The 24,384-nt window shown below is 64.0% G+C and carries 23 protein-coding genes; 10 read left to right on the top strand and 13 right to left on the bottom strand.

Annotation, left to right across the window (positions count from 1 at the left end; genetic code table 11):
- Positions 1–8 precede the first annotated feature (8 nt).
- Positions 9–341 (bottom strand): DUF732 domain-containing protein, encoded by a 333-nt coding sequence (locus ACAG21_RS09140; RefSeq protein ID WP_370495677.1) that lies wholly within the window; start codon positions 339–341, stop codon positions 9–11.
- 226 nt (positions 342–567) lie between these two features.
- Between ACAG21_RS09140 and ACAG21_RS09145 the strand changes: the two genes are divergently transcribed.
- The 4 genes from ACAG21_RS09145 to ACAG21_RS09160 are packed head-to-tail and all read left to right on the top strand — an operon-like array spanning position 568 to position 4,583.
- Positions 568–1,317 (top strand): CDP-alcohol phosphatidyltransferase family protein, encoded by a 750-nt coding sequence (locus ACAG21_RS09145; protein WP_370495678.1) that lies wholly within the window; start codon positions 568–570, stop codon positions 1,315–1,317.
- Positions 1,314–1,949: a lysophospholipid acyltransferase family protein gene (locus tag ACAG21_RS09150; protein ID WP_370495680.1), complete on the top strand. Its 636-nt coding sequence runs from the start codon at positions 1,314–1,316 to the stop codon at positions 1,947–1,949. The genes ACAG21_RS09145 and ACAG21_RS09150 overlap by 4 nt, the downstream gene beginning before the upstream one ends.
- Before the next feature lies 1 nt (position 1,950).
- On the top strand, positions 1,951–2,859 hold the full coding sequence (locus ACAG21_RS09155) for a phosphatidate cytidylyltransferase (protein ID WP_370495682.1): 909 nt from the start codon (positions 1,951–1,953) through the stop codon (positions 2,857–2,859).
- Between the two features lie 8 nt (positions 2,860–2,867).
- The gene (locus tag ACAG21_RS09160) at positions 2,868–4,583 is read left to right on the top strand and encodes an ATP-binding cassette domain-containing protein (RefSeq protein ID WP_370495683.1); all 1,716 of its coding nucleotides are present in this window, start codon (positions 2,868–2,870) and stop codon (positions 4,581–4,583) included.
- An 18-nt stretch (positions 4,584–4,601) separates the two neighbouring features.
- Here the strand turns inward: ACAG21_RS09160 and glnA are convergent, their stop codons facing one another.
- On the bottom strand, positions 4,602–6,038 hold the full coding sequence (gene glnA / locus ACAG21_RS09165; RefSeq protein WP_370495685.1) for a type I glutamate--ammonia ligase: 1,437 nt from the start codon (positions 6,036–6,038) through the stop codon (positions 4,602–4,604).
- 318 nt (positions 6,039–6,356) lie between these two features.
- Here glnA and ACAG21_RS09170 point away from each other — a divergent pair, with 318 nt between their 5' ends.
- Positions 6,357–8,135: an NAD-binding protein gene (locus ACAG21_RS09170; RefSeq protein ID WP_370495686.1), complete on the top strand. Its 1,779-nt coding sequence runs from the start codon at positions 6,357–6,359 to the stop codon at positions 8,133–8,135.
- Between the two features lie 131 nt (positions 8,136–8,266).
- Positions 8,267–9,061, top strand: coding sequence for a hypothetical protein (locus tag ACAG21_RS09175; RefSeq protein ID WP_370495688.1), 795 nt, complete (start codon positions 8,267–8,269; stop codon positions 9,059–9,061).
- A gap of 35 nt (positions 9,062–9,096) precedes the next feature.
- Here ACAG21_RS09175 and mtf2 read toward each other — a convergent pair whose 3' ends face one another.
- The 6 genes from mtf2 to ACAG21_RS09205 form a co-directional block, all read right to left on the bottom strand.
- Positions 9,097–9,918 (bottom strand): fatty-acid O-methyltransferase Mtf2, encoded by an 822-nt coding sequence (mtf2, locus tag ACAG21_RS09180; protein ID WP_370495689.1) that lies wholly within the window; start codon positions 9,916–9,918, stop codon positions 9,097–9,099.
- 82 nt (positions 9,919–10,000) lie between these two features.
- Positions 10,001–10,831 (bottom strand): LLM class F420-dependent oxidoreductase, encoded by an 831-nt coding sequence (locus tag ACAG21_RS09185; RefSeq protein ID WP_370495690.1) that lies wholly within the window; start codon positions 10,829–10,831, stop codon positions 10,001–10,003.
- Between the two features lie 233 nt (positions 10,832–11,064).
- Positions 11,065–11,397 (bottom strand): Imm63 family immunity protein, encoded by a 333-nt coding sequence (locus ACAG21_RS09190; protein WP_370495691.1) that lies wholly within the window; start codon positions 11,395–11,397, stop codon positions 11,065–11,067.
- Between the two features lie 157 nt (positions 11,398–11,554).
- Positions 11,555–11,998: a hypothetical protein gene (locus ACAG21_RS09195; RefSeq protein WP_370495692.1), complete on the bottom strand. Its 444-nt coding sequence runs from the start codon at positions 11,996–11,998 to the stop codon at positions 11,555–11,557.
- Entirely contained in the window at positions 11,995–13,905 is a 1,911-nt protein-coding gene (locus tag ACAG21_RS09200) for a hypothetical protein (RefSeq protein WP_370495693.1), read from the bottom strand. The genes ACAG21_RS09195 and ACAG21_RS09200 overlap by 4 nt, the downstream gene beginning before the upstream one ends.
- Positions 13,906–13,908: 3 nt before the next feature.
- Positions 13,909–14,136 carry an RNA 2'-phosphotransferase gene (locus ACAG21_RS09205; protein ID WP_370495694.1) on the bottom strand — a complete coding sequence of 76 codons (228 nt, stop codon included), beginning with the start codon at positions 14,134–14,136 and terminating at the stop codon, positions 13,909–13,911.
- On the opposite strand from ACAG21_RS09205, the gene ACAG21_RS09210 reads away from it, so the two are divergent.
- Positions 14,119–15,237 (top strand): SDR family NAD(P)-dependent oxidoreductase, encoded by a 1,119-nt coding sequence (locus ACAG21_RS09210; protein ID WP_370495695.1) that lies wholly within the window; start codon positions 14,119–14,121, stop codon positions 15,235–15,237. The genes ACAG21_RS09205 and ACAG21_RS09210 overlap by 18 nt on opposite strands.
- Before the next feature lie 19 nt (positions 15,238–15,256).
- Here the strand turns inward: ACAG21_RS09210 and pstS are convergent, their stop codons facing one another.
- Positions 15,257–16,381 (bottom strand): phosphate ABC transporter substrate-binding protein PstS, encoded by a 1,125-nt coding sequence (pstS, locus tag ACAG21_RS09215; protein WP_370495696.1) that lies wholly within the window; start codon positions 16,379–16,381, stop codon positions 15,257–15,259.
- Positions 16,382–16,556: 175 nt separating this feature from the next.
- Between pstS and ACAG21_RS09220 the strand changes: the two genes are divergently transcribed.
- Positions 16,557–17,096, top strand: a complete 540-nt coding sequence (locus ACAG21_RS09220; protein WP_370495697.1) for a restriction endonuclease — start codon at positions 16,557–16,559, stop codon at positions 17,094–17,096.
- 76 nt (positions 17,097–17,172) lie between these two features.
- Here the strand turns inward: ACAG21_RS09220 and ACAG21_RS09225 are convergent, their stop codons facing one another.
- The 3 genes from ACAG21_RS09225 to ACAG21_RS09235 form a co-directional block, all read right to left on the bottom strand.
- On the bottom strand, positions 17,173–17,625 hold the full coding sequence (locus tag ACAG21_RS09225) for a CAP domain-containing protein (protein WP_370495903.1): 453 nt from the start codon (positions 17,623–17,625) through the stop codon (positions 17,173–17,175).
- A 216-nt stretch (positions 17,626–17,841) separates the two neighbouring features.
- On the bottom strand, positions 17,842–19,260 hold the full coding sequence (locus tag ACAG21_RS09230; RefSeq protein ID WP_370495698.1) for an SDR family NAD(P)-dependent oxidoreductase: 1,419 nt from the start codon (positions 19,258–19,260) through the stop codon (positions 17,842–17,844).
- Between the two features lie 69 nt (positions 19,261–19,329).
- Entirely contained in the window at positions 19,330–20,061 is a 732-nt protein-coding gene (locus tag ACAG21_RS09235; protein WP_370495699.1) for an N-acetylmuramoyl-L-alanine amidase, read from the bottom strand.
- 130 nt (positions 20,062–20,191) lie between these two features.
- On the opposite strand from ACAG21_RS09235, the gene ACAG21_RS09240 reads away from it, so the two are divergent.
- Positions 20,192–21,739 (top strand): class I adenylate-forming enzyme family protein, encoded by a 1,548-nt coding sequence (locus tag ACAG21_RS09240; protein ID WP_370495700.1) that lies wholly within the window; start codon positions 20,192–20,194, stop codon positions 21,737–21,739.
- Positions 21,740–21,785: 46 nt separating this feature from the next.
- Here the strand turns inward: ACAG21_RS09240 and ACAG21_RS09245 are convergent, their stop codons facing one another.
- Positions 21,786–23,234 (bottom strand): serine hydrolase domain-containing protein, encoded by a 1,449-nt coding sequence (locus ACAG21_RS09245; RefSeq protein ID WP_370495904.1) that lies wholly within the window; start codon positions 23,232–23,234, stop codon positions 21,786–21,788.
- Positions 23,235–23,411: 177 nt separating this feature from the next.
- Here ACAG21_RS09245 and ACAG21_RS09250 point away from each other — a divergent pair, with 177 nt between their 5' ends.
- Entirely contained in the window at positions 23,412–24,305 is an 894-nt protein-coding gene (locus tag ACAG21_RS09250) for a universal stress protein (protein WP_370495702.1), read from the top strand.
- Positions 24,306–24,384 lie beyond the last annotated feature (79 nt).

Below are 24,384 nucleotides of genomic sequence, written 5' to 3' on the forward strand. Positions count from 1 at the left end.
CAGTTTGACTACGCGGCAGGCGCCGGTTGGGTAGTCAGTTCCCCTTCGTGTTGGGGGCAGTAGGCCTTTACCGCGATCGTGGTGAACTGGACGGGGCTGTCCCCCTTGAATGCGGGATTGCTGTCCTCCAGGTCCTTGATGACCTCGGCCTCGGGCATGCCCTCATCCATTAGTTTGCATTCGCTCTTGCCAACCCCGATGGCCACGCTCGGCGTCTGATAGCTGATGCCGGCATTCTTCAGCTCGTTCAAAAAGGTCGTATCCGGACTGGGATCGGCCTGCGCCGGTGCGGCAACGGCGATGACAGCGGCGAAACTCGCAAAAACGACAACCCCTCGCATCGCTTCATCTTCCTATAAGCCGGCGCCGTTGTCCCGTCGGGACGTCAAGACGCCCACCGACGGTTTTTGGGATCGGTAGTCGCCTCAGCTCGCTGTACTCGTCGCAATCACGCCGCCGCGGAGGCGGCGAATGCAGAAAAGCGGCACAACGCGAGAGGAGTCAGCCATCAGTACGAACGTCGCCACCCATCACCCATCCCCGTCGACGATGCGCAGGGGATCGCGAATGTCTGGCCTCTACGCGCTCAAGCCCTGGTTCACCAGGCGGTTGACACCCATCGTCGACGCCGCCGTGGCGCGACAGGTCTCCCCGGATGTGTTCACCGCGGCCGGCGTCATCGCCGCGGCGGCCGCGGGCGTAGCGGTTGCGTTCGGATGCTGGTCACTCGCGGCGCTGTTCATGGTGCTGCGGCTGGCCGGAGCCAACCTCGACGGCGCCGTGGCCCGCGCCCGCGGAGTCAGCCGGCCATGGGGATTCGTCATTAACGAGCTCGGTGACCGCACGGCGGATCTGCTCGCCTTCGCCGGCCTGACGGTTTGGGCGGCACGTCAGCACGGCGCCGGGCTGCACTGGCTGTCCTGGCTCGTGTTTCAGGTCCTCGTCGCCGCACTTGCCGCGACGCTACCGACATTCGCGTCGCTGGCCGCGGCGGCCGCGGGCGCAACTCGCCGCAATGGCGGCCCCCTGGGCAAAACGGAACGTTGCCTGTTCGTCGTGCTCGCCACGGCGTTTCCGGTCATCATGCCCGTGCTGCTGGCGCAGCTGGTGAACGGTTCGCTGATCACCACGGTGCTGCGGCTTCGGGCGGCGCACCGCGAGCTAAAGGCCCAGCGGGGCAACGAATCCCGTCTGAGCGACCAGCTGTCCCAGCGTGTCGTCTTGGTGGAGCACTTCGATGCGGTCACGCAGCCGATCAACACGATCACCCAACCGCTGAGCCTCGGCACGCAACCGCTTACCGGAGTGGCGGCATGACCACCAACCGGGTGCAGAGCGTGCTGCGGCACTGGCTCTGGCGGATCGTGTGCGCCGCCTCGGGCGGATTGACCGTGAGCGGGCGCTGGAACGCCGTGGGTGGTTGCGTGGTCGTAGCGAACCACAGCTCGCATGCCGACACCGCGGTGCTGCTGGCGGCGCTTCCGCCGGCGGCCGGGCCGGTGTTCGGCGCGGCGGCCGACTACTGGTTCGACGTGCCGGTGCGACGGTTCATCGCGACGTCACTCGCCGGGATCCTGCCGGTCCGGCGGTGCGGTGACGGCAACTACGCCGCGCTGCTCGCCGCAGCCGGCCCCGCGCTCAAGGCCGGACGTACCGTCGTCATCTACCCCGAAGGGACCCGCTCGACCGACGGCACCATCGGTGAGTTCCGTTCCGGTGCAATACGACTGGCACGCGATTGCGGTGTGCCGATCGTCCCCATCGCGATCGCGGGCACCGCCGAGGTGCTGCCCAAGGACGGCCGTTACTCCCCCGCCCCGATGCACGTCCACGTCGGCGCGCCACTGGACCCACACACCACGTCGGCCCCGCAACTGCGGGCGCACGTACTCGCCCTGCGCGACGGCGCCGTTGCCGACGCCGCCGACCGTTACGCGCTCGCCTCCTGACATGGCGATCATCGAGAGCTACCTGTCCTTCGTCCGCCGGGATCGGCGAATGCCGCTCAATGTCGACCTGGGCCCGCTGCACATACACCTCTACTCCCGGGCCGTGTTTCTGCTGTGGGTCACGGTGGCGATCCTCGCCCTGGCCGGCGTCGTCGTCCTCGTCGCTCGCAAGCGGGAGCTGATCCAGAAGTGGCGCACCTGGGCGCTGATCGCGCCTGCGGTAGGCCTCCCGGTGTGGATCGGCCACGGCACCACCGCCGCGCTGGCGGCAGCCCTGGCCGTCGTCGCGGTGACCGAATACGCGCGATTGGTAAGGCTGCGCCGACCGGATACCTACCTGCTCGTGGCGCTGGCGGTGCTCTACCCGATCGCCGCCTGGTTGCGCCCGTCGCTGTTGGCACTCGCGCCCGTCGTCGTGCTGCTGTGCTCGGTCCCGTCGGTGCTCGGTGGCGATGTCGAACACGGCGCCAAGCGCACGGCTTTCGCCGGGTTCGGATCGGTGTGGATCTGCTGGTCGCTGTCACACCTCGTCATGGTGTGGCCGGACGCATATCTACTCTGCTTCGCCGTCGCGGCCACCGACGTCGCGGCCTGGTGTGGCGGAAAGGGCTTGCGCCGCATGGCTTGGGCGCGTCGGCCGCTGTCCCCATTGAGCCCCAACAAGACGGTCGGCGGGATGGTCGGCGCGGTCATCGGGGCCTTCGTCATCCTCTCGTTGTTGGGCACGATTTCGATCGGACTGCTTGTCGCGGTCTCCCTCGGCGGACTCTTCGGCGACCTACTGGAGTCCATGCTGAAGCGACAGGCGCAGGTGAAGGACGCCGGCTGCTGGCTACCGGGCTTCGGAGGCCTGCTCGATCGGATCGACTCGTTGCTGCTGGTACTCCCGCTGGCCCACCTACTCGGATAAGGAATCAGATGACCTGTTCTGTGGCACCCGCGTTCGCTGTTCGCATCCCACCGAAGACCGCGGTCGGCGGCCTCGACGTACGTGACGTGAGTCTAGTGATCGAGCGCAATATCGTTGCACTGGACAGCATTTCGTTCACTGCACGTCCGGGGACGTTGACGGCGGTGATCGGCCCTTCGGGTGCGGGAAAGTCCACACTCGCCAAAGTGGTCACCGGAGCCGCACGCCCGAGCAACGGTGCCGTGCAGTTGGACGGCCGCGACCTCCACACAGCAGGCGCGGCAGTACGCAGCCGAATCGGGATGGTTCCCCAAGACGACGTCGTGCATGGTCGGCTGACCGTCAGCCAGGCACTCGAATTCGCGGCGGAACTCCGGATGCCCGCCGACACCGCCGCCTGCGATCGCCGCCGGGTGATCGCGTCGGTACTCGAAGAACTGGAGCTGACAGCTCATGTCGCGACGCGCATCGAAAAGCTGTCGGGCGGGCAACGCAAGCGTGTCTCAATTGCCTTGGAGCTGTTGACACATCCTGCACTCCTCGTGCTCGACGAACCCACGACCGGGCTGGATCCGGCGCTGGACCGCGCCGTCATGACGATGCTGCGCAGGCTCGCCGACGCGGGTCGCGTGATCGTGGTGGTGACACATTCGTTGACGTTCCTCGAGCTGTGCGACCAGGTATTGCTACTGGCGCCCGGCGGCAAGACCGCGTTCTGCGGCCGACCGAACGAGATCGGATCGGCCATCGGAGCCAACGACTGGGCCGACATCTTCGACATCGTATGCGCCGATCCCGACCGGGTTCGACGGCGCTTCACCGAAGGCGTCGGGTCGCGAGGGGAAATGACTGCGGTACAGCTCATTTGCGCCCAACCCGCAGAGCCGGTTGAAGCTGTGCGTGCCGGCCTATGGCGTCAGCTGTCGACGCTCGCGCGCCGGCAGGTTCGGCTCCTCGTCGCTAACCGCGGCTACTTCGCTTTCCTCACCGTGCTGCCGTTCATCGTCGGGCTGCTGCCACTGACCGTGGCCGGTCATGCCGGACTCGGCCACGCGGACGCCGCTGTGCCGCTGGAAGCCAAGCATGTCATTGCATTGACGAGCTTCGCCGCAATCCTGATGGGCATCACACTCACCGCGCGCGACCTGGTCGGTGAACGTCCGATCTTCCGCCGCGAACACGCGGCCGGATTATCTTCCACTGCATACCTTCTGGCGAAGATCGCGGTCTTCGGGGGGGTTGCGACGATGCAGTCGGCGATCCTGGTCCTGATCGTCACCGCACCTGGGATCGGCAAGCCAGGGCCGTCGGGTGCGGCGGTGCTGGGCAGCCCGATGTTGGAATTGTTCGTCGGTGTGGCCGCGACGTGCGTGGTGGCGATGATTGCGGGGCTTGCGATTTCGGCCTTCGCACGTACCAGCGATCAGGTCATCGTGCTGTTGGCGATGACGCTGATGGCGCAACTGGTGCTCGCCGGTGGGTTCATCCCCGTCACCGGCCGGCCGCTGTTCGAGACCCTCGCCTGGTTCACGCCCGGACGGTGGGGCTTCGCGGCCACCGCGTCGACGGCAGACCTGACTCACCTGGTCGTGGGGATCGCAGACGATTCCCACTGGCACCGGGCCGCCTCGACATGGCTTTTCGACATGACCATGTTGGGAGTGCTGGCCGTGGCCTTCGCCGGCTTCGCGTGGTGCAGGATTCGACGCGAAGAGCGAGCCTGAGCGGGCGGCTCGGCTGATCTAGACGTCGTAGTAGAGCTCGAATTCGTACGGGGTCGGCCGCAGGTTGAACGGTGCGAGCTCGTAGTCGCGCTTGTAGCTGATCCACGCCTCGATCAAGTCGGGTGTGAAAACGCTTCCCTCGGTGAGGTATTCACTGTCTTCTTCCAGCCGGTCGATCACCGCGGCCAGCTGGGTGGGCGCCTGCGGAATCTCGGCGGCCTCTTCGGGAGGCAGCTCGTAGAGATCCTTGTCGACCGGGGGCGGGGGCTCGATCTTGTGTTTGATCCCGTCCAGCCCCGCCATCAATTGGGCCGCGAACGACAGATACGGGTTTCCCGACGAGTCGGGGCAGCGGAACTCCAGCCGTTTGGTCTTCGGGTTGGTACCGGTAATGGGGATACGCACGCACGCCGACCGGTTGCGCTGGCTGTAGACCAGGTTGATTGGGGCCTCGTAGCCGGGCACCAGCCGCTTGTAGGAGTTCACCGTCGGGTTGGTGAACGCCAGCAGCGACGGCGCGTGGTACAGCAATCCGCCGATGTAGTGGCGAGCAAGGTCCGACAGGCCCGCGTAACCCGTGTCGTCGTACATCAACGGGATGCCGTCTTTCCATAGCGACTGGTGGCAGTGCATACCGGAGCCGTTGTCACCGAACAGCGGCTTGGGCATGAACGTCACGGTTTTACCTGCCTGCCAAGCGGTTTGCTTGACGATGTATTTGAACATCTGGTGATCGTCAGCCGCATGCAGCAACGTGTTGAACTTGTAATTGATTTCGGCCTGACCACCGCTGCCCACTTCGTGGTGGCCCTTCTCCAGAGCAAAGCCGGCGTTGGTCAGATGGGTGAGAATCTCATCGCGTAGGTCGACGTAATGGTCGGTGGGCGCCACCGGGAAGTACCCGCCTTTGGGCCGGACCTTGTACCCGAGGTTGGGGGTGCCATCGGACTCGTTCGCCTCTCCGGTGTTCCACCAACCGGAAGTCGCGTCCACTTTGTAGAACGACCCATTGGTGCGGGAGTCGAAGCTCACCGAGTCGAAGATGTAGAACTCGGCTTCCGGGCCGAAATATGCGATGTCCGCAATGCCGGAGCTGATCAGGTAGTTCTCCGCCTTGCGAGCGACATTCCGCGGATCACGCGAATACACCTCGAATGTGAAGGGGTCGTGCACGAAGAAGTTGACGTTGAGCGTCTTGCGGGCACGAAACGGGTCGATAGTCGCGGTTTCCGGATCGGGAAGCAGCAACATGTCGGACTCGTGGATCGATTGGAACCCGCGAATCGAGGAACCGTCGAAGGCCAAGCCCTCCTCGAATACGGTCTCGTCGAAGGCATAGATCGGAATCGTGAAATGCTGCATGGTTCCCGGCAGATCGCAGAAGCGGACATCGACGTACTCGACGTTCTGATCCTTGGCGAGTTTGAAGATGTCGTCGGGCGTCTTGTCGGACAAGGAATGCTCCTTTGCTTGATGGCGCGACAGCGCTTTCTACGCCTCAACTATTTCGTTCGCGTGACGCATTCGAGTCGAACCTGTTGCGCCTCATAAAGATCGGCGCTGACTTTCGCTCGCCCCTCCGGTGGCGCTATCCGGCGTTGTGCCCGATAGTCATATGAGCCAGGCGAAGCTGGTGTAAGTAGAGGTCGGAGTACGCATGGCTCAGAACGCAAAACCACAGCCGAATGGCAAACAGCCCGAACACCTACCGCCGTCCTGTGTCGACTAGTCGTCACGATCAGCTGGCGGCAAAGGAACGAACGATCACGCGAAATGGGCGAAGTATTTCAATTCCATCGCGAAATCATCGTCAGCGGCGACGACCCGCTGTCGAAGACGATCGCTGAGGAGCTCAGAGGCGCAGGCGCGCGGATCATCAAGATCAACACTGCCGCCGATCTCCTCGGCGCCGGGGTGCATCGCGCCCGCGCCGTCGTGTGTGCCGGACCCAATGATGCGGTCAATCTCGAAATCGCTTTGCTGGCACGCGAATACAGCCCCAATGTCCGTGTAGTAGCCCGGCTGGCCAACGACGTGCTGCGCGAAGCGGTTACCGCAGTCAACGGCCCTGGCGCGATCTTGGATGTCGCCGACCTCGCGACGCCATCCCTCGTCGAGGCGGTACTGTCGCGCAACGCGCACCAGTTCGACACGGCCGGTATCGAATTCGTCGTCTGGGGGTCCGAAGCACCTTACGATGCGACGCTTCGCGAAATCCACGCCGACCTGGCACCCGTGGCCGTGGTTCACGGCAAGAACTCACCCGCACCGGGCGAGGTGGTGCCGTGTCCGGGACGTGATCTGCGGGTCTACGCCGGTGACTGGACGTCGATGATTGGCGTCAAAGACGAATTACAGGCCCGCGGGATCACGGTGCCTCCTGCCACCGCGACGCGCTCTCGCCACTCCCGGGTGCGACGCGCCATCGACGCGTTGCGCGCCATGCGCGACGACGTGAACCCGATGCTGTTTCCGTCACTGGCCTTCGCGGTGTTGCTGACGCTCGGCTCGACTGCCCTGGTTCGTCTGTACTACCAGCACCCGAGGATGTCGTGGATCGACGCCCTGTACTTCGCCTCCGAAACCATTACGACCGTCGGCTACGGCGACTTCAGCTTCGCGCAACAATCTCCTTGGCTGCGGCTGTTCGCTGTCGGAGTGATGTTCGGCGGCGTCATAGTCACTGCCCTGCCGGTCGCATTCCTGGCCGACCTGCTCCTGTCGCGGCGATTCGTCCAAACGGCCGGGCTGCGGCGAGCTCGTCGTATGCGCGACCACGTCGTCGTGGTCGGACTGGGCTCAATCGGCGTGCGCGTGGTGACCGACCTGACCGCCGCCGGATACGACGTCCTGGTCATCGAGCCGAACGAGAACAATCGGTTCCTTTCGACCATCGCCGAACTCGACGTGCCGGTGATCTTCGGGGATTCAACGATGCGGCAGACGCTGGAATCGGCGCACGTGGAGCGGGCCCGGGGCGTGGCGGTGGTGACCAAGGACGACATGGAGAACATCGAGACCGGCATCGTCTTGCTGGAGATCTTGGGTTCCGATACCAAGGTGCCGATCGTCATGCGCGTTCAAGGTCGCGCGCTCGGCACCGCGGTCAATCGGCGATTCGGTTTCGAGAACGTGCGGTCGATCGTCGATCTGGCAGCGCCCTGGTTCATCGGCGCGGCGATGGGGTTGCAGGTTTTGGGGACGTTTTGGGTGGGGCAGCGCTCCTTCATGGTCGGCGGAATGCTGGTGGCGGAGGGCAGTGAGCTGGATGGCCTGCAAATGGTCGAACTGTCCACCCAGACGCGCGTCATTGCCATCACTCGACCCGAAGGGCCGATCAGGTTGCGCCCTCGCCGCGACGCCCGACTGAAGGCCGGCGACACTGTTTACCTCGTCGGGCCTTACCGCGAGCTGATCGCGACGCTGCGCAAGGGTCAGCCTCCCCCGTTGACCGCGATCAACGGTCAGCGCGCCGCGACGCTCGCCGCGGCGCGTTCGGTGCACCGGCCAGACGTGCGCCCACCCAGATGGGCGCCTGACCCCGACGCTTGACGAACCGGTCGCCTGCCGATCAAATCGTCGGGGTGAAGGCGGACGACATGCCGTTTGACGATCCAGGTGCCTCACGTGCTTCGGCCGCGGAACACGCGGAATCGCTCGTTGCGGCCGTGCGGGATGACCCGGTGGCGAGGCTGACGCTGATGCGTCGGCTATACGAGGTTCCGCGCGGTGTCGACCAGGGCTACCTGCCCTACCGCCGCGCGGCATCGGCGTTCATGGGGTGGCAGCTGCGCCGTGGGCTGCTCAATGCCCAGGACGACCCTTGCCCGGGAAGCCGGTGGTGGCGGGCGGTGAACGAAACCTTGTTGCGCGACACGGCCGAAGCTCGGGCCTTCGCATTCGGGCATTCGGGTGAGCCCAGCTCATCCGCGGTCGGCACCCACCTCGCATTCATCCGGCAACCAACCGCGCGCAACTGGTACCGCGCGCATAACGCCTCGATCGCCGCCGCCTATTTGGCCAATGAGGAACTGGCCCGTCAGGAAACGCGGGTGGAACGGTTCTTCGTCAACGTCGTCCTCATCCGGGTGCTCTACGCCCACGCCCTGGTGGCCGCGCCGCGCCTGGCGCTGGGCTGGCTCGCCCCGTTTGGGCGGCCTCTCGGTGACCCCCGCTTGGGCATGACCGGGATCTTTTTGTCGCTCTCGCGCATCCTTCCCGACCGCTATCCGCTGGGCGATGACGTGGAAACCTACGTCGCGCTCGAGCACGGTTTCGGTCACATGCTCGACATCGGAGTCATCCAACCCAGGTGGGGTCACCTCTACGAGTGGTCCTCCGACGAGCTGAGCCTGCCGGGTCTTCGCGACCTCTTGACCGACAACACGCCCACGTATGCGTGGGACATCGGGGACGAAGTCTGGCAGTTCAAACCGTCCCGATTGGCCCGTGCCGCACGTCGGGTCGTCCCAGCCTGAAATCCATTTTCTGCCAATCTTTTCCGGGCAGGGCGTCATACCTTGGCGAAGCAGTACATCCGGTAGTCGGTGGATCCGCCGCTTTGCATGTCTTGGTGAACCCGCCACACCAGCACGTAGCCATGGACCAGGAGCCACCTGTGCAGGATCGCGGGCACCAGGCGATCGACCGCGCGTACCCACCACTGCGAATTCTTTTCCATGCCGCGGACGACCTGCTCGTTGATTGTCGTGTGCGAAAGCATCGTCATCGGCGCGTTCGCCAGTTGCTTTTCCCAGTCAGCAACGGTGTCGGCGAAGCGGAAGTCTGCATATAAGAAATGCCCTCTGGGGCGCAGAACACGGCCTACCTCATCCAGGAAACGAGGGAACTCGCGGTACAGATGTGAAGATTCAATATTGATGACCGCGTCAAATGATTGGTCGGGGAAGGGTAGATCCTCGGCATCGCCTTTGATGAATTCCAGGCCGGCCAGACGGTGCCGTTTTTGGCAGAACGCGATCCCGATCGGGTTCAAGTCCAGTGCGGTGTAGGAGGCCGGATGCGCGGTACGCATCAGGTAGGAGGCCCCGCCGCCGTGGCCGCAGCCGACCTCCAGCACCCGCTTGCCAGCAAGGTCAACCTGGGTTGCGACCCGGTGGTAGAGCTGGATGAAGTAGCGGTCGTGCTCGTCGGAGGCCGACAGCGGTATGCCCATCGGCGGATCTTCCTCGTACCCGTAATTGAGGAACAAGACGTCGTCGGCGCGAAGCCGACGGGTCAAGTACGGATAAAAATATTGGTATACGAACTGTATGAATTTCGCTTTGAGAGTCCAAAGCGGCGAAGGACGAAACTCTGGGGCCTCGAGTTCCATGGACGGAGTGTAATGCCATGGTCATCGGTCCGAGCGAACTTATGCGAATTCGCATATCGAAAGCGAGGCCACCAAGCCTTGGCTAACCGTTGTAGCTGGCAACCTTCGAGGCGTGGTCGTCGAGTATCCGTAGCGATTCGTCAAGCGGCTTGGTCGGCAACAACAACGCGACTCGCTCGTATCCCAAGCCCGCCAGCGAGTCCCAATAGTCAGGATCGGCCGGCGTGCCAAACGTTGCCAGCGGCACCGCCTTGCCCCCGGCCTCGCGCATTTGGTCGATCCGCTTGGTCAATTGCTCCACCGGAAGTGGGTTGGATATCCAACCGGCGTCGTGGCGGATCACTCGTTTGACGGTGGCGTCCGAGTCGCCGCCGATGAAGATCGGCGGGTGCGGTTTCTGAACCGGCTTGGGGCGCTGATAGGAGGCGTCGAAGTTGACGTACTTGCCGTGATACTCAGCGGGTTCGGTTGTCCAGAGCGCTTTGATGGCCTCGATGCGTTCGTCGAGCAGTGCGCCACGCGTCTTCGGGTCGGTGCCGTGATTGCGCAACTCTTCGATGTTCCAGCCCGCGCCCACGCCGAACACGAAGCGCCCACCGGAGATCAGGTCGACGCTGGCCGCCTCTTTGGCCGTGGTGATCGGATCACGTTCAATCAGCAGGGCGATCCCGGTGACCAACTCGATCGACGAGGTCACAGCGGCCGCCGCGGCCAACGTCACGAATGGGTCGAGGGTGCGGTAGTAGATCGAAGGCAGCTCGCCACCTCGCGGATACGGAGATTCCCGACTCGCCGGAATGTGTGTGTGCTCCGCGATCACCAGCGACTCGAAGCCTCGCTCTTCGATGGCGCGCGCCAGCGAGATCGTGTCGATCGTGTCGTCGTTGACGAACGTCGCGATTCCGAATTTCATACTCGCCCCTGTCTGTCGGCAATGATCCGTCGTCTACCCGTCAACCAACGCCCGCACGCGCAATGCTAATTCCGGGCCGCTCGAGGTCGTCCCATCAGCCACACCAGCCACGCATCGGAAGGATGTGCGTAACTGCCCGCCTCCGAGCGACAAACCCCCAACGGCATCCGGATTGTCGCTGCGAGGCGGGCACATTGGGCACCGACCGGGAGCGTGATGCCGGCCGGCGAGGTCTACAGCGGTTCGCCGATGTCGGGCAGTAGCGCGATGTCTTCGGGCTGGCCGTTGCGAAAAAGTGCTGCAGTCTCCCGGACATTTCTCTCAGCCCAATCAGCATTGAAACGACTTAGTAGTTGGTACTCGTACTTGAAACGTTGCGTCCGGTCTCCCACTCGTTTTGACGCTTGACTCGTAAAAACATCTTGGGTGTACCAGTAAAGAAGGCCGTCCAGGTCGCTCGTCCGGTCGAACCCTAGCTCGCCCCGCTCATAGAAGGTGAAGTGATATGAGCCGTCCTCGTCGACATAGATATTCAGACCGTTACGCGTTCGGCACCCGACGGCCATGGGTCGAACGCCAAGCTTCTCGGACAGTCGATCTATCTCGGCTTGAAGTGCCGCAGATTCGCCTCCAGGGTGGTCCAATACGTCCCGCTCCTATGCGGGCCTCGACGTCGATTGGTTCCAACACCTCAGCGCACCAAAAAGGTGTAGCACGTGAAACTCACGGGTTCGATTTCCAGTACTCCGGCCCGTCCATCTCGAGAATTCCTTCGTGGGCGATGGGAAAATACTTCTGGATGCGCTCCCGCACTGATTCAAGCAATTGATCATTGGTCGGAAAGTCGACTGCCAGATTGTCCTTCCTGATTTCTTCGAGCGAGACTCCCTTCCTGATGGCAAACCTGGGAAGGTATTGCCATTTTCCAGACTGATCGTGGGGACCGAACACCTTCGGGGCGTCCAACGCGGCGATCATGCAATTGATCGCGCCGTCTCGAGTCGACTCATAAATTTGGATTCTGCAGTCCTCCGAACGGAAGAATGCAACGGAGCCCTTTCGACCCCCTTCATCCACATCATCGTCGAACCCATCTAGCTGAAAGCCCAGGTCCGTTAATACGGGCCCGACGATAGAATGGACGCCTGCCAGGAACTCTCGTGTCATCCCCGATCCCCTATGATACGTACCCACGAATCCCCGACTTGCCGGTAACCGTACATCTCCGCATTGCTCTTCAAGAACGAAATTTCCTTAGCAGAATAAGAATCCGGATCGAGCGTCATCAGCTCCTCAACGCTACCAACCCCCTGCGGCAAATGATATTCGATCCGTGGGATACCGCTTTCCATTTGGCCGCGGAGGAATTGCTCGTTGACCGGCCATATGAGGCTGCGCTCAGCAGACTTGTCAAGGCCGAACGTCATGGCTTGCCAGGTCGGATCGCCTGTGTCGAAATAGATTCCGCCGTGACCTCTGGCTTCACCGATATAGCCGCCTTCGTACGTGTTGAATTTGCCCAGGACTACTCGGTCTGGGGTTTCCCCAACGTAATGAGTCGACATTTCAGCGATTTGCCGATTGAGGTCCGCGGTGGGCTCACCGTGCGTGAATGCGTAATAGAGATCCTGTCCCGCCTGGTCTGCAATCGAGTGATAGCTGAACGGATGTTCCAAACCGATCGGTGTATGCGGTAAATGTGTTGGGCCGTAGTCGATTGCGGCAGCAGCATCAATGTCTGCTAATTTTCCAACGCCTGCAACTTCCGGCCCGAACAGCATCGCGGGCAAGGACACCGCTGCATCGGCGGATTTGCCGCCCAGGTAGTAGGCCGGACTCGGCGAGTTCAGGGCATTTTGCACTTCGCCGATCGCCGCACCCGCCGGGTTTTGGACAGTCTCGACTGTGCCTTGGATCATTTGCTTCCACGCGTCGAGCGCGCCGGGCAATCCGCGATTGCCCACCCCGAGGAGGTTGTGAACGTTTTCTTCGGTAGCGAACCAGCGGTCAGCGAATCCTTCGCCAAACCCCGGCGCTGGCAACGGCTTCGCCTCCGGAGGGAGGTAGGGAGGTATTCCGCCCTGGTCGATCCACCGCTGTGCGCCGGCCACCACTTCGTTCACTCGTGCTTCGATCTGATCCGGCGGCACGCCGTCGCCAAGCATCACCTTGCGCAACAACCCCTTGGCACTTTCCAACTCCGCCGGGCTCGGCTGGGGCAGCGGTACGGGGCCCCCGGGCAACAGCATTTCCTGCAGCGACCGCGGCTTGCCCCCTGCTGCCGGAGCCGGCGGCACCTTTGGCGGGGTACCGCCGGGCGCCACGGCCGCCGGAGCGGGTGCGCCCTTGGGTGGGACACCCTCAGGCGGGTTGTCGGCGGGCATCAACATGTCTTGCCACGTCTTCGGCTTGCCCACGGGCACTGGGGCGTCCTTCGGCGGGGCGCCGCTTGCAGCGTCCGCGCCGCCCGCGGGCGCCAACATGTCCTGCCATGTCTTCGGCTTGCCCCCCGGCGCCTGGTTCGGCGGGCCTTGCGGCGCCGGGGCACCGCCCGGCGCGGATCCGGGAGTACCCGGCGGGGCTGCGCCGACGGCAGCGTTGACCGCCGCGGCAAGCTCGTGATCGGCGGTGTGGGCGTGAAGTTTGCAGGCGTCGAGCTCCCCTTGCAGGTTCTGCAGCTTGTACGCGAGATCGAGTCGATTCGCGGGAATCCCCCCGGGGCCGACGTCGATCCGCCAGTCCGGCGTGATGGACCAACCGTTAGCCTGGGCGGCCCGTTCGACGTCATCCAGCTCGCGCTTGCACGCACTCACATCCGCCTCGGCCCGCGACACCGCCGCCGCCACCTGCTTGGATTCCGCGCCGTCCGCCTCGATGTCGCGCCGAATCTTTCCTACATCGACGCGAAATGCGTCGCCTGCTTCACCTTGCCACTCGGCGAGCACGTTGTGGGCCTGCTGCAGACTTTCCCCCAAGCGCTGCAACGTATTAGCGCGTCCGGTGGCCGTCTCGAACACCGCACGAATCGCGTTCAGATCCCAGCGCTTGACATCCGCGGGAGTCAGCGACCCCACTCGCTACCCCTGTTCCTGCACCGACCTGAGCATGCCGGCCGAACGGTCCTCATTCGTGGAGTAGACGACCAGCGCTTCGGCGACGTGCGTCCCCAATCCGCCTACCTGAAGCTTGTGTTGGCTGTGCCGGGCCTCCCACCGCGCCGCCAGCTGACCCAACGCCAGCTGCGAGGACCCCACCCAACCCGGTGCGGCATCGGCCAGCCCGTCTTCATGGCCGACGAAGTCCACGGCGGCCTCGCCGATCCCATTGAGTACGTGATTGCTACCAACGTGCAGCGCGACGAGATCGACATCCAATTCATCAGCCACGATGACCCCCCTTTCGGTCCCCGGCACCGCGCCGTGAAGCTTAGCTGGTTTTGCGAGGCGACGCCCCTCACCCTCAGCTTGCCGAAACGACCGCGACGGGCTCAATGGCGGCGGGTTGTACAAGTCGCCGACCTTGCACGAGCAGCTGGGCCGTACGATTCGCACGCTGGACGGGAACACGATTTCGGAGGTTTCGTGAGTCAACACCATCCGCTTGATCGATACGCGGGTTCCTGGGCACTGATCACCGGTAGCGCCGGGGAACGAGGACTCGGCTTTGCTTATGCGCGCGAAATCGCCAGTCGCCGTCTCAATCTCGTGCTTGTTGACATCCTGGCAGAGCAGCTGGAAGCGCGGGCCACGACGCTTCGGACCGAGTACGGCGTCGAAGTCCGCACTATCGCTGTCGATCTCGGTGACTTGTCGCTGTATCCGAAGATCCTTGACCAACTCGCCGATATCACCGTCGACGTGCTTGTCTGCAACCACATGTACACCCCGAAGGACACACCGAAAATCCTGGACATGTCGTTGGACGTCCACAACGCCATGATCGACATCAATGCGCGCGCGTACGTCAACCTCATCTACCGCTTCGCGCATTTGATGACGCAGCGGGGCCGAGGAGCCATCGTGATCGTCGCGTCGGGTGCCGGCCTCATTCCCGCGCCATACACCGGCGCGTACGCCGCCAACAAGGCGTTTCAGATCGTGTTCGGCGAGGTGCTGTGGTACGAAACCCGCGGTAGCGGCGTCGACGTACTCGTCATGTCCGCCGGGCTGATGGACACGCAGGGCGATGCTTTGTCGCAGTATCCCCGCTGGCAGATCGCCGATCCACGCGACGCCGCGGCGGAAACGCTAAAAGCCATTGGCCGTAAGCATCTCGTCATGCCCGGACGCCCGAACCGCTTCGTCACCTTGCTCACCACCCGGTTGATGCCACGCCGCCGCGCCGTCATGACCATGGGGCGCTTCATGGAACGTGGGTTGGGCAAGGGCTCCGCGTCGGTGTCTTAAGGATTCGGCGCACGTGCGCTTAGCCGGCGATCTTGGCGATCTGGGCGTCGGACAACTTCGCAACCCCTCCCGGCAGGGGCCAAACGTAGGCATGAACGGATTCCAAGAACGAGGGACTGCTCCCGTCGGTCACCGCCCAGTGCAGAAACGCCTGCAGCGTCTGCGCCGTCGCGGGATCCTTCTGGTTGCCGTAGACGACAGCGTATAGGTAGCTCACGATCGGGTACCCGTCCGCGGCGGGCGCGTTGACCAGCGAGATCGACTGGTTCGGCGGGGTCTGTGAGGCCAAGCTGGCCGCTGCGGCCTGAATGCTTTGGGCGTCGGCGAGCAGGAAATTGCCCGCAGCATTACCCAATTGGGCTTCACCCAGTCCCTTCTGGTGAGCCACGTCGAGATAGCCGCTGCCGTGGTACGTGACACAGCCAGGGTTCGCGGCGCAGTCGTTCAGCATGCCCGCCTTGCCCTCGGCATCGTCTTCAACCCGTGCACCCGGCACCGCGGGAAACTCAACGGTGGTGCCGACGCCGGGCGACTTACCCCAGCCGTCGGGGTCTTGCTTCGCCAGATACTCGGTGAACAAGAATGTGTCACCGGACCCGTCGGAACGATGTAGCGGAATCACCGCGGTAGCAGGCAAGTTCACGCCGGGGTTAAGGGCGGCGATCTGCGGGTCGTTCCAGGTGTTGACCGTGCCCCGGTACATCGCCGCCAGCACTTTGCCATCCAGCTTGAGGTGCTCGGTGATGCCGGGCAGGTTGTAGCTGATGTGCAGCGCCGAAACGGCCACGGCGATGTTCATCAATCCCGGGTGCGCGGCGACGTCGGCTTCGGACAGGTAGGCGCCAGAGGCGCCGATATTGACTGCTCCGGCGGCCGCTTGCGAAATTCCGAAAGCGGATACGGTGCCGTCCGTTGTGATCGTGACGTTCGGGTATTTCACGTGATACGCCGCGGCCCAGGCATCGATCAGCGGGTAGAGATCTTTGGAACCGGTTTCCCACAGTGTCACCTTTGAGGCCGCTGGCGCAGTAACAACGGACCCCGTAGATGACCCGGACGAACCGCCTGGCTTGCTTGACCCACAGGCCGCGACGACCAACGCCAGCGACACCACAACCAACACCGTGCGGCAGCGAACGTTCACGCCCTCCCCTTTGTTTTCGCCCCCGTTGCGGGGCACGTACTCTAACCGCGCGACATCCCGGTCTGCAGACGACATTGTTTGTCGTCGCTCATCTCTATCATCGGCTCATGAATAGGGCGTCAACGATCGCCACTTCCGCGACCGGCACGCGGGGCCTGCGAGGCATCTCCACGGCATGAGGACCGCCTTCGCTTTTCTCCCGCTCTACTTCGGGCTTCTGCTTGGATTCTTCACGCACCGCGTTGCGCTAGGTCTGGTGGGAGCTTGTTGTGGTTTGCTTTTCGCCGGCTTGATTCAGCCGGCTTACCGACGATCGCGGCGGCGATTACGTACCTATGCGGGCATCGGGGAAATCGACGCGATGGACGGCGTGGAGTTTGAAGCCTACGTCGCGGCACGCATGCAGCGCGCGGGTTGGCAGGTCAGCTTCACCCCTGCCGTCGGCGACTACGGCGTCGACCTGATCGCGGAGAAGGACGGCCAGTACGCGGCGATCCAATGCAAGCGGCACGGTAAGACGATTGGAGTCGCCGCCGTCCAGCAAGTGGTGGCGGGTGCGCGCCATCACGGCTGCACGCGAAGCATCGTGGTGAGCAATCAGGAGTTCACCACTGCCGCAAAGCAGTTGGCGTACACACACGGTTGCCAGCTGATTGGCCGCAAGGCGTTGCAAAGCTGGGTCCCCGCGCCCACTGGAAAAGTGTTGCGCAACTGAGGGTCCGGTGGCAGATCCGGCGCCGACAATCGAATCTGACTCCCCACCAGACGTTTTGGTATTGCCAACGATGGCGTCAAGCGGCAAAGTCGCCGACGATGGTCATCTTGTTTCCGTCGGAGGCGGTGGCGAAACCGGCTGTGGTGTATGCGCAGTTCAGGATGATCGCGCGGTGCGGAGGACTTTGCATCCACAAGTCGAGCGCTTGGCTCGGATTCGCCGCGGATCCGGTGCCCCAGAAGACGACCTCACCGCTGTAGGGGGTGCGGTAGCCCGCATCGGTGATACGCACCTGCGGTGACGAACCGTCCGAACCGATATGGCCATTCACACCATTGCGCAGCATGTCGTCCGCGTGCCGCTGCGCCGCTTCTGTCAACCGCGGTTCGGAACCGATCGCCCCGCATGCGTCGCGAACTCGGTTGACGCCGCCGTACAACGCGGCCCCCGCACCGTCGGCGCGCGCCGGAAACTCAGCAACCGTCCCGGGAGCCGTGATGAGCAAGACGCCGATCGAGACCGCGGCCACAGTTTTGATTTTCCCCGTCGTGTTGCCTGTTGCCACGTAGTGCTTTTCGGTCGCAGGCAAGCAAACGTTACCGACCTGTGACCATCGACGGCCGAGATCGGGTCGCGGCGCGCAAGCCGAACGCTCAAAACGTCCGGCTCCTTTGCGGATCGATGACGAAGCCGTGGCGCGGTGCGGCACGCAACACGTCACTGGCAGCCGGCGCCGCCGGTGTGACTACCAATTGCTGGGCGAGTAGTCCTTGAGGAAGCAGCCGTGGAGATCTTCGCCGAACTCCCCGCGGACGATCGGGTCGTAGACGCGGGCGGCGCCGTCGACTAGGTCGAGCGGGGCATGGAATCCCTCGTCGGCCAGCCGCAGCTTTGTCGGGTGCGGGCGCTCGTCGGTGATCCAGCCGGTATCGACGGCCGTCATCAGAATGCGGTCCTGCTCCAGCATCTCTTTGGCGCTGGTACGGGTGAGCATGTTGAGTGCGGCCTTCGCCATGTTGGTGTGTGGATGCCCCGGGCCCTTGTAGGCACGGCTGAACTGTCCCTCCATCGCAGACACATTCACCACGTACTTGCGGCGCGCGGGTGCCGCGGCCATCGTCGGGCGCAGGCGGCTCACCAGGATGAACGGCGCGGTCTGGTTGCAGAGTTGAACCTCGAGCAGTTCCATCGCATCGACCTCGTGCACGCGTTGCGTCCAACTGTTGATCGGCGCGGTATCGGGCAGCAGACCACCGGCGTCGATGGCGGTGCCGGCGACGATGCGGTCCGGAGACGCGCTTCGGGCGGTAAGGGCCAATTCGGTTACGGCATGCGGAGTTTGGTGCTCGGCGAGGCTTCCGGCAAGTGCGGCGGGATGGGCGTCGCTGACGCGGTCGAACGTGATCACGTCGACGAGTTCGGGCGCCGGGCTACGTTCTGCCTCGATGAGCGCCGCATAGGCGCCGGGAGCGCGGCGCACCGTCTGAGCGGCGTTGTTGATCAGGATGTCCAGCGGACCCTGCGCGGCCACGGTGTCGGCGAGCGCGACGACCTGGGCTGGATCGCGCAGGTCGATGCCCACGATGCGGAGCCGGTGCAGCCAGTCGGCACTGTCGGGCATCCCCGCGAACCGGCGCACGGCGTCGTTGGGAAAGCGGGTGGTGATGGTTGTGTGGGCGCCGTCACGGAGCAGTCGCAGCGCGATATACATACCGATCTTCGCGCGGCCGCCGGTGAGCAGGGCCCTCCTACCCGTGAGGTCGGTGCGGGCGTCGCGCTTGGCGCGGTTGAGCGCGGCGCACTCCGGGCAGAGCTGATGGTAGAAGGCATCGACCACCGTGTAGCGGTGCTTGCATACGTAGCAGGAGCGCGGCCGCAGCAACGTGCCGGCGCTGGCACCCACCGCGGTCGACACCAGCGGCAGGCCCCGGGTCTCGTCATCGATGCGGCCGGGCGCGCCGGTGGCGGTAGCCGCGGTCACGGCATCGTCAGCGGCTGCCACTGCGTCGCGCTTGGCGGCACGGCGGGCCTTCCTGACTGACTTGAATATGCCCGCGGTGGCCCGGCGCACCGCGACCGCATCGGCGTGCTCGGGCGGTAATGACTCAACATCGGCCAGCACCTGCAGGCAAATGTCGAGCTTGTCCGGGTCGATCGCATTCACGGGGGAAGACTACGGCCTTTTTCGCGTGCTTTCGTCCTCGACGTCCGATGGCGTAGGAGCTGAAGGCGCTTAACCCGCCTCGATTGCGGCCACAGTTGCTGCCGCCTCCGGCCCACAGATGCGTTGGAGGTTCACAGGTCCCGCTGCCACTAGATCGTCGATGCGGTGCTTGAGGTCCCCCGACGAAAGATGCGCGTACAGGTTTGCACCCGGGCATGAGGTCTGGGCTAGGTCGCGGTGGCCGGCAAGAGTGTTGCTGGCGATGTGAAAGGTCTGCGTGGCCCACGCGAAAGCCAATGCGGCTCCATGAAGTTGGGCTTCGGAGACGACTTCTTTGTCGAAGTCCCCCTCGCAGAGAACCAGAAAGTGGCCCGTCGTGTCGTAATCCGTTGCGGTGTCCCCGGCGATCTGCGGCGTCCGCAGTTCATAGATGTTGCCGTCGCGGTCGATACCGACGTGATAAGCGATGTCGACCCATCCCTTGTCTTGGTGGTAGCGCTGGTCCTGACGGAGACGTCCGGGGGCGTTGCGGTTGTCTCCCAGCACGACGGCCTCGTGGTGAAGCGTCATTCGGGTGATGGTGTGAGGCCTGCCGCCGGCCAGGGCGGGCCGGGCGCCCCAGGCATCGCGACACAACATGACAGCAGAAGTCGCGCTGAGCGGGACGACGGGCGCAACGACCGATCGAGAGCACCCGCTCGCGATCGCCAGCGCTCCCGCCCCACCGGCCAGTTGGAGCAGCCGACGACGGTTGACGACCGCACCGCCGCCGTCGCAACGGCCAGGAATGTCGGTGTCCACGAAGAACACCATACGAAGCTCAGGGGCTGCCGGGGGTCGCCACCGCGAAGCTAACCCCTGGAAGCCGTCTTTGGACTCAGGGATCCATCGCCTTTAATTGGGTTGCCCCCGCTGCTGGATAGGACCCGGTGTGACCCAACCACAACCACTCACCATCCCCTCGCTCCTCGCGGAGAGTGTTCGCCTGTTCGGCCGGGAGACGTACGTGGTCACACCGACGGAGCGACTCACATACGAGCAGGCAGAACAGCGCTCGGCGCATATCGCGCGCCGGCTGCTACAAGAAGGCGTCGGCAAGGGCAGCCGGGTGGGACTGTTCTTCCCCAACGGCGTGGAGTGGATCATTTGGTGGCTTGCTGTCTCACGAATCGGCGCAGTCGCCGTCCCGATGAGCACCATGTACACCCCGGCGGAGATCGCAAAGGTGTTGCGGCTGGCTGATATTGGGCTATTGGTCGCCCCCAGCCAGGTCCTCGACATCAATGTCGCCGCACAGTTGGAAGCCGCGCTCCCCCAGCTGTCCGATCAGCAGGCCGGACGTCTGGCACTACCGGCGGCGCCGTATCTGCGTCGCATCGTGATCACCGGCGAGTCCAAACGGGAATGGGCGGCCCGCTGGGATGAGGATACCGCCTCGGGTGTCGCAGATGAGGTACTGGCCGCAGTGGAGGGTGAAGTGTCGCCCGCCGACTTGGCCATCATGGTGCACACCTCGGGATCCACCGCGGATCCCAAGGGTGTTCTGCATACCCACGGCACCGTGGTCCGGCAGACCTCGTCGTGGCCGAGCGCCATTCGAGCGCTTACCGGGCCGGCCTCCCCGACCAAGATCCTCTGCGCGATGCCGTTCTTTTGGATCGGCGGCTTGCTCGCCGCGACGGGGGCTTTGCACGAACCCGTCACGCTACTGGTGATGGCGCGACTCGACGCGGGCACGGCGTTGGACCTTGTGGAACGCGAACGCGCGACGGGGATCGTCGGATGGCCCGCCTTCACACAGCGTTTGCGCGAGCACCCGACCTTCGCCAGTCGCGATCTCAGCAGCGCGCCGATGTTGCGGGATGGCCCGCTGGACTTGGCGATGATCGACGTGCCGGACGGATTTCCGGTGCACCGCACCATGTCTGAGACCGCCGGTGGTTTCGTCTGTACCGAGATGAGCATCGTGGACGAGCAGGGTGCGCCCGTTCCGGTGGGGTCCATCGGCGAACTCTTGGTCCGTGGGATCGGCACAATGGCCGGCTATAACAAGCGCGAGCGGTGGGAAACCTTCGACCCGGACGGTTGGTATCACACCGGGGACCGCGTCTATCGCCGGGAGGACGACCCGCGCTTGTTTTACGTCGGGCGGACCAGTGAGCTGATCAAGTCGGCAGGCGCCAACGTCTCTCCGCTCGAGGTCGAGGCGGTCATCGAGGAGTTCGATGACGTTGCACAGTGCGTCGTCGTCGGCATCGAGGACCCCGAGCGCGGCGAAGAGGTGTGCGCCGTCGTCGTAGCGGCGAACGCGAAGATCGATGTCGCATCCTTGGCGGCGCGCGCACGAAAACAGTTGTCCAGCTACAAAGTACCGACACGCTGGGCCATCGCGACCAGCGAGCAAATACCCACGCTGCCCAGCGGCAAGCTCAACCGAAAAGCGCTGCGGACGATGTTGACCAGCGGTCTATTGGACTGAGTCGACCTGACGCCAATAGCGTGGCGGCGAACCGCTTCGAGCGCCCTCAAAGATGCAGGGCGCGCGCCGCGGCCGTCGCAACCTCGCCCCGCAGCTTTGACATGGGCGGACTGCCTCGCACATGGATCGAATTCGACAGCAGAACGATGTAGGTATCGGAGCCGGGGTCCATCCAAAGCGAGGTTCCGGTAAAGCCGGTATGACCAAAGCTTCCGATGGGCAAGATCGTGCCCCGCGCCGTGGAGTCGGCCGTATCGATATCCCAGCCGAAGCCGCGCAGGTTTTCATCCGCGATCGCCGGATAGTGGGCAGCCAGAAGCGGATTCGTCGTACTCGGTCCAGCTGCTCGGGCGGCGGCATTGGCTGCTTCGAGTTGTTGCGGGCTGCGCCCCGGCTGCTGCGGACTTGTCATCGTCTCCAAAGTCGTTTGCAGTAACGGAAATTCACTCGGACGGCCCGCGAGCCGATCGAGCAGGGCCTGCGCAAAGACGCTCACATCGTGTGCCGTCGAGAACACACCGGCATGCCCGGCTACTCCACCCATGCGTCGCGCTGTTGTGTCCTGCACGGTGCCCCGAAGCAGGTGATCGAGATCGGGATTTCTGCCGGGATCGGCTCGCCCTTCTTCGTCGCGTGCTGTTGGCGCGATGCGCGGCAGCAGATCGACGTCCCAGGTACCGCCAGGGCAGGCGTCCTGCGCCCAACCTTGAGGTAACGGAGCCCAACCGACGGCGGATCCGATGGTCTGGTGCGGACCGCATGCTTTCGCCGGAGGAAGGTAGTGGGTATCTGTCATGCCCAGCGGTGCGAACACATGGCGTTGGACGTAGACATCCAGGTCTTCACCTGTGACCTTCTCGATCAGCGCCCCCAGCAGAATGAAGTTGATGTCGGAATAAGCAAAGCCGTCGCCGGGGCCAGACTCCAGCGGTGTGGTGAGCGCGCGGTGAATGCCCTCTGCTTTATCGGCCCCGTCCAGGCCCCATGGATCTCCCAGATTGACATCGCCCGGTAGGCCCGAGGTGTGCGTGAGCAACATGCGCACGGTCACCTGAGCGCGCCGAGGATTGCTCGCGGTATTGAAGTCAGGCAGGTAATGCTGCACCGGATCGTCGAACGCAATCTGGCCTTGTTCGTAAAGCTGCATGACGGCAGTCGCCGTTGCCAGGCTCTTCGTCAGCGACGCCAAGTCGAAGATCGTGTCCTCCGTCATCGGCTCCGCGGGTGCGGGCAACCCGTCTAGCCCGGGTTCGCCCGCAAGCTTGCGCGAGCCGTAGGCCTGATGAAAGGAGACCTTGCCGTCGTGCCCGATCACCGCTACCGCACCGGGCAGTCTGTTTGCCGCGATCGAATCGTTGATCAGCTCGGAGATTTGTGAGAAATCAGCTGCGGAGGCCGCGGCTGGTGCCTGCCCTGCGCTACTCAACGGGTTATGTGCTGGCTCCCCACGAGAGCACGCCGCAACGAATGCCAGCGCGATAGTTCCGAGCCCAATGGCCTTTCGGACGGATTTGCCGGCACGATTCGTCAACTGCGGACCTGGGGTGAAGGGCGCACGATCTCAGTGTCCACGGCTTGGGTGCCTTTAGTCCTGTGGCTTGCGTCTTTTCGGCCCTGCCGACCACGTCCTCCGCAAGTGATCCTGTCGGTGGGGCCGAGAGAGAAGAACCGAATGCGGCAATCACCACGTGGCGCGATCCTGGCAGGCGTCGACGGCTCCGCAGCGGCGCTCGCTGCTGTTCGGTGGGCGGCCCAGGATGCGGCACTACGGAATGTGCCCCTGAGGCTGGTCCATGCCTTCGACTCGCCCGTACCGGACTGGTTAGAGGTCGCCGGGCTGGCCGGCTCTCGGCATTCGCAAGAACAGCGGGCGCACAATCTCATCGAGTCAGCGATCAACGTCGCCGAAGAGAGCGCCGGTGGTTCACTCCAGATCGACAGCATGTTGTGTCATTCGGCCGCCGTCCCGACGCTCGTCGACCTTTCCAGAGAAGCCGAGATGGTGGTGGTCGGCTGTCGGGGACATGGCGGCGCCGTGGCCCGCGGTTTCCTGGGCTCCGTGAGTTCGGCATTGGTCCATCACGCGCATTGCCCGGTCGCTGTAATCCGTGACGACCACGCCATCGCGGCCGCTGTCGCACCGCCGCCGGTGCTGGTAGGCATCGACGGCTCGCCGGTCTCGGAAGCGGCGACTGCTATCGCGTTCGAGCAGGCCTCCCGACGAGGGGTCGGCCTGACGGCGCTACACGCCTGGATGGATCCCCGCTCTGCCCGTTCCAGGGAGTTGATCCAGGACGCCAACTGGGACGCTGAGCTGTCCCGGGAAGAGGAGACTCTCGCTGAGCGGCTGGCGGGCTGGCACGAACGCTACCCCGAGGTGGGCATCCGTCGCAGAATCGAGATTGGCGACCCGGCACGTTGGCTGATTGCCGCATCCGAACGCGCGCAATTGGTTGTGGTCGGCAGCCACGGTTGCGGCTGGTTCAGTGGCAGGTTGCTGGGATCGGTCGGAACTGCAGTAGTCAACCGAGCCAAGTCCTCCGTGATCGTGGCTCGCCAGTGCTGACGGCGGGAAGGGGAAACCGACCATGTACCAAGCATTTTCGGGTCTGATCATTCGTTCGTTCCGTTTCAGTCCCAGTTGG

The organism is Mycobacterium sp. pR1184, from assembly GCF_041287235.1.
Classification (GTDB): Bacteria; Actinomycetota; Actinomycetes; order Mycobacteriales; family Mycobacteriaceae; genus Mycobacterium.

Excerpts from the sequence above, each read along its gene's own strand:
- ACAG21_RS09160 (WP_370495683.1), top strand. The coding sequence starts at position 2,868 with ATGACCTGTTCTGTGGCACCCGCGTTCGCTGTTCGCATCCCACCGAAG.
- ACAG21_RS09190 (WP_370495691.1), bottom strand. The coding sequence starts at position 11,397 with ATGGCCGTCGGGTGCCGAACGCGTAACGGTCTGAATATCTATGTCGAC.
- ACAG21_RS09150 (WP_370495680.1), top strand. The coding sequence starts at position 1,314 with ATGACCACCAACCGGGTGCAGAGCGTGCTGCGGCACTGGCTCTGGCGG.
- ACAG21_RS09140 (WP_370495677.1), bottom strand. The coding sequence starts at position 341 with ATGCGAGGGGTTGTCGTTTTTGCGAGTTTCGCCGCTGTCATCGCCGTT.
- ACAG21_RS09170 (WP_370495686.1), top strand. The coding sequence starts at position 6,357 with ATGGGCGAAGTATTTCAATTCCATCGCGAAATCATCGTCAGCGGCGAC.
- ACAG21_RS09210 (WP_370495695.1), top strand. The coding sequence starts at position 14,119 with ATGGCCGACGAAGTCCACGGCGGCCTCGCCGATCCCATTGAGTACGTG.
- ACAG21_RS09220 (WP_370495697.1), top strand. The coding sequence starts at position 16,557 with ATGAGGACCGCCTTCGCTTTTCTCCCGCTCTACTTCGGGCTTCTGCTT.
- ACAG21_RS09250 (WP_370495702.1), top strand. The coding sequence starts at position 23,412 with ATGCGGCAATCACCACGTGGCGCGATCCTGGCAGGCGTCGACGGCTCC.
- ACAG21_RS09155 (WP_370495682.1), top strand. The coding sequence starts at position 1,951 with ATGGCGATCATCGAGAGCTACCTGTCCTTCGTCCGCCGGGATCGGCGA.
- mtf2 (WP_370495689.1), bottom strand. The coding sequence starts at position 9,918 with ATGGAACTCGAGGCCCCAGAGTTTCGTCCTTCGCCGCTTTGGACTCTC.
- ACAG21_RS09145 (WP_370495678.1), top strand. The coding sequence starts at position 568 with ATGTCTGGCCTCTACGCGCTCAAGCCCTGGTTCACCAGGCGGTTGACA.
- ACAG21_RS09185 (WP_370495690.1), bottom strand. The coding sequence starts at position 10,831 with ATGAAATTCGGAATCGCGACGTTCGTCAACGACGACACGATCGACACG.
- ACAG21_RS09195 (WP_370495692.1), bottom strand. The coding sequence starts at position 11,998 with ATGACACGAGAGTTCCTGGCAGGCGTCCATTCTATCGTCGGGCCCGTA.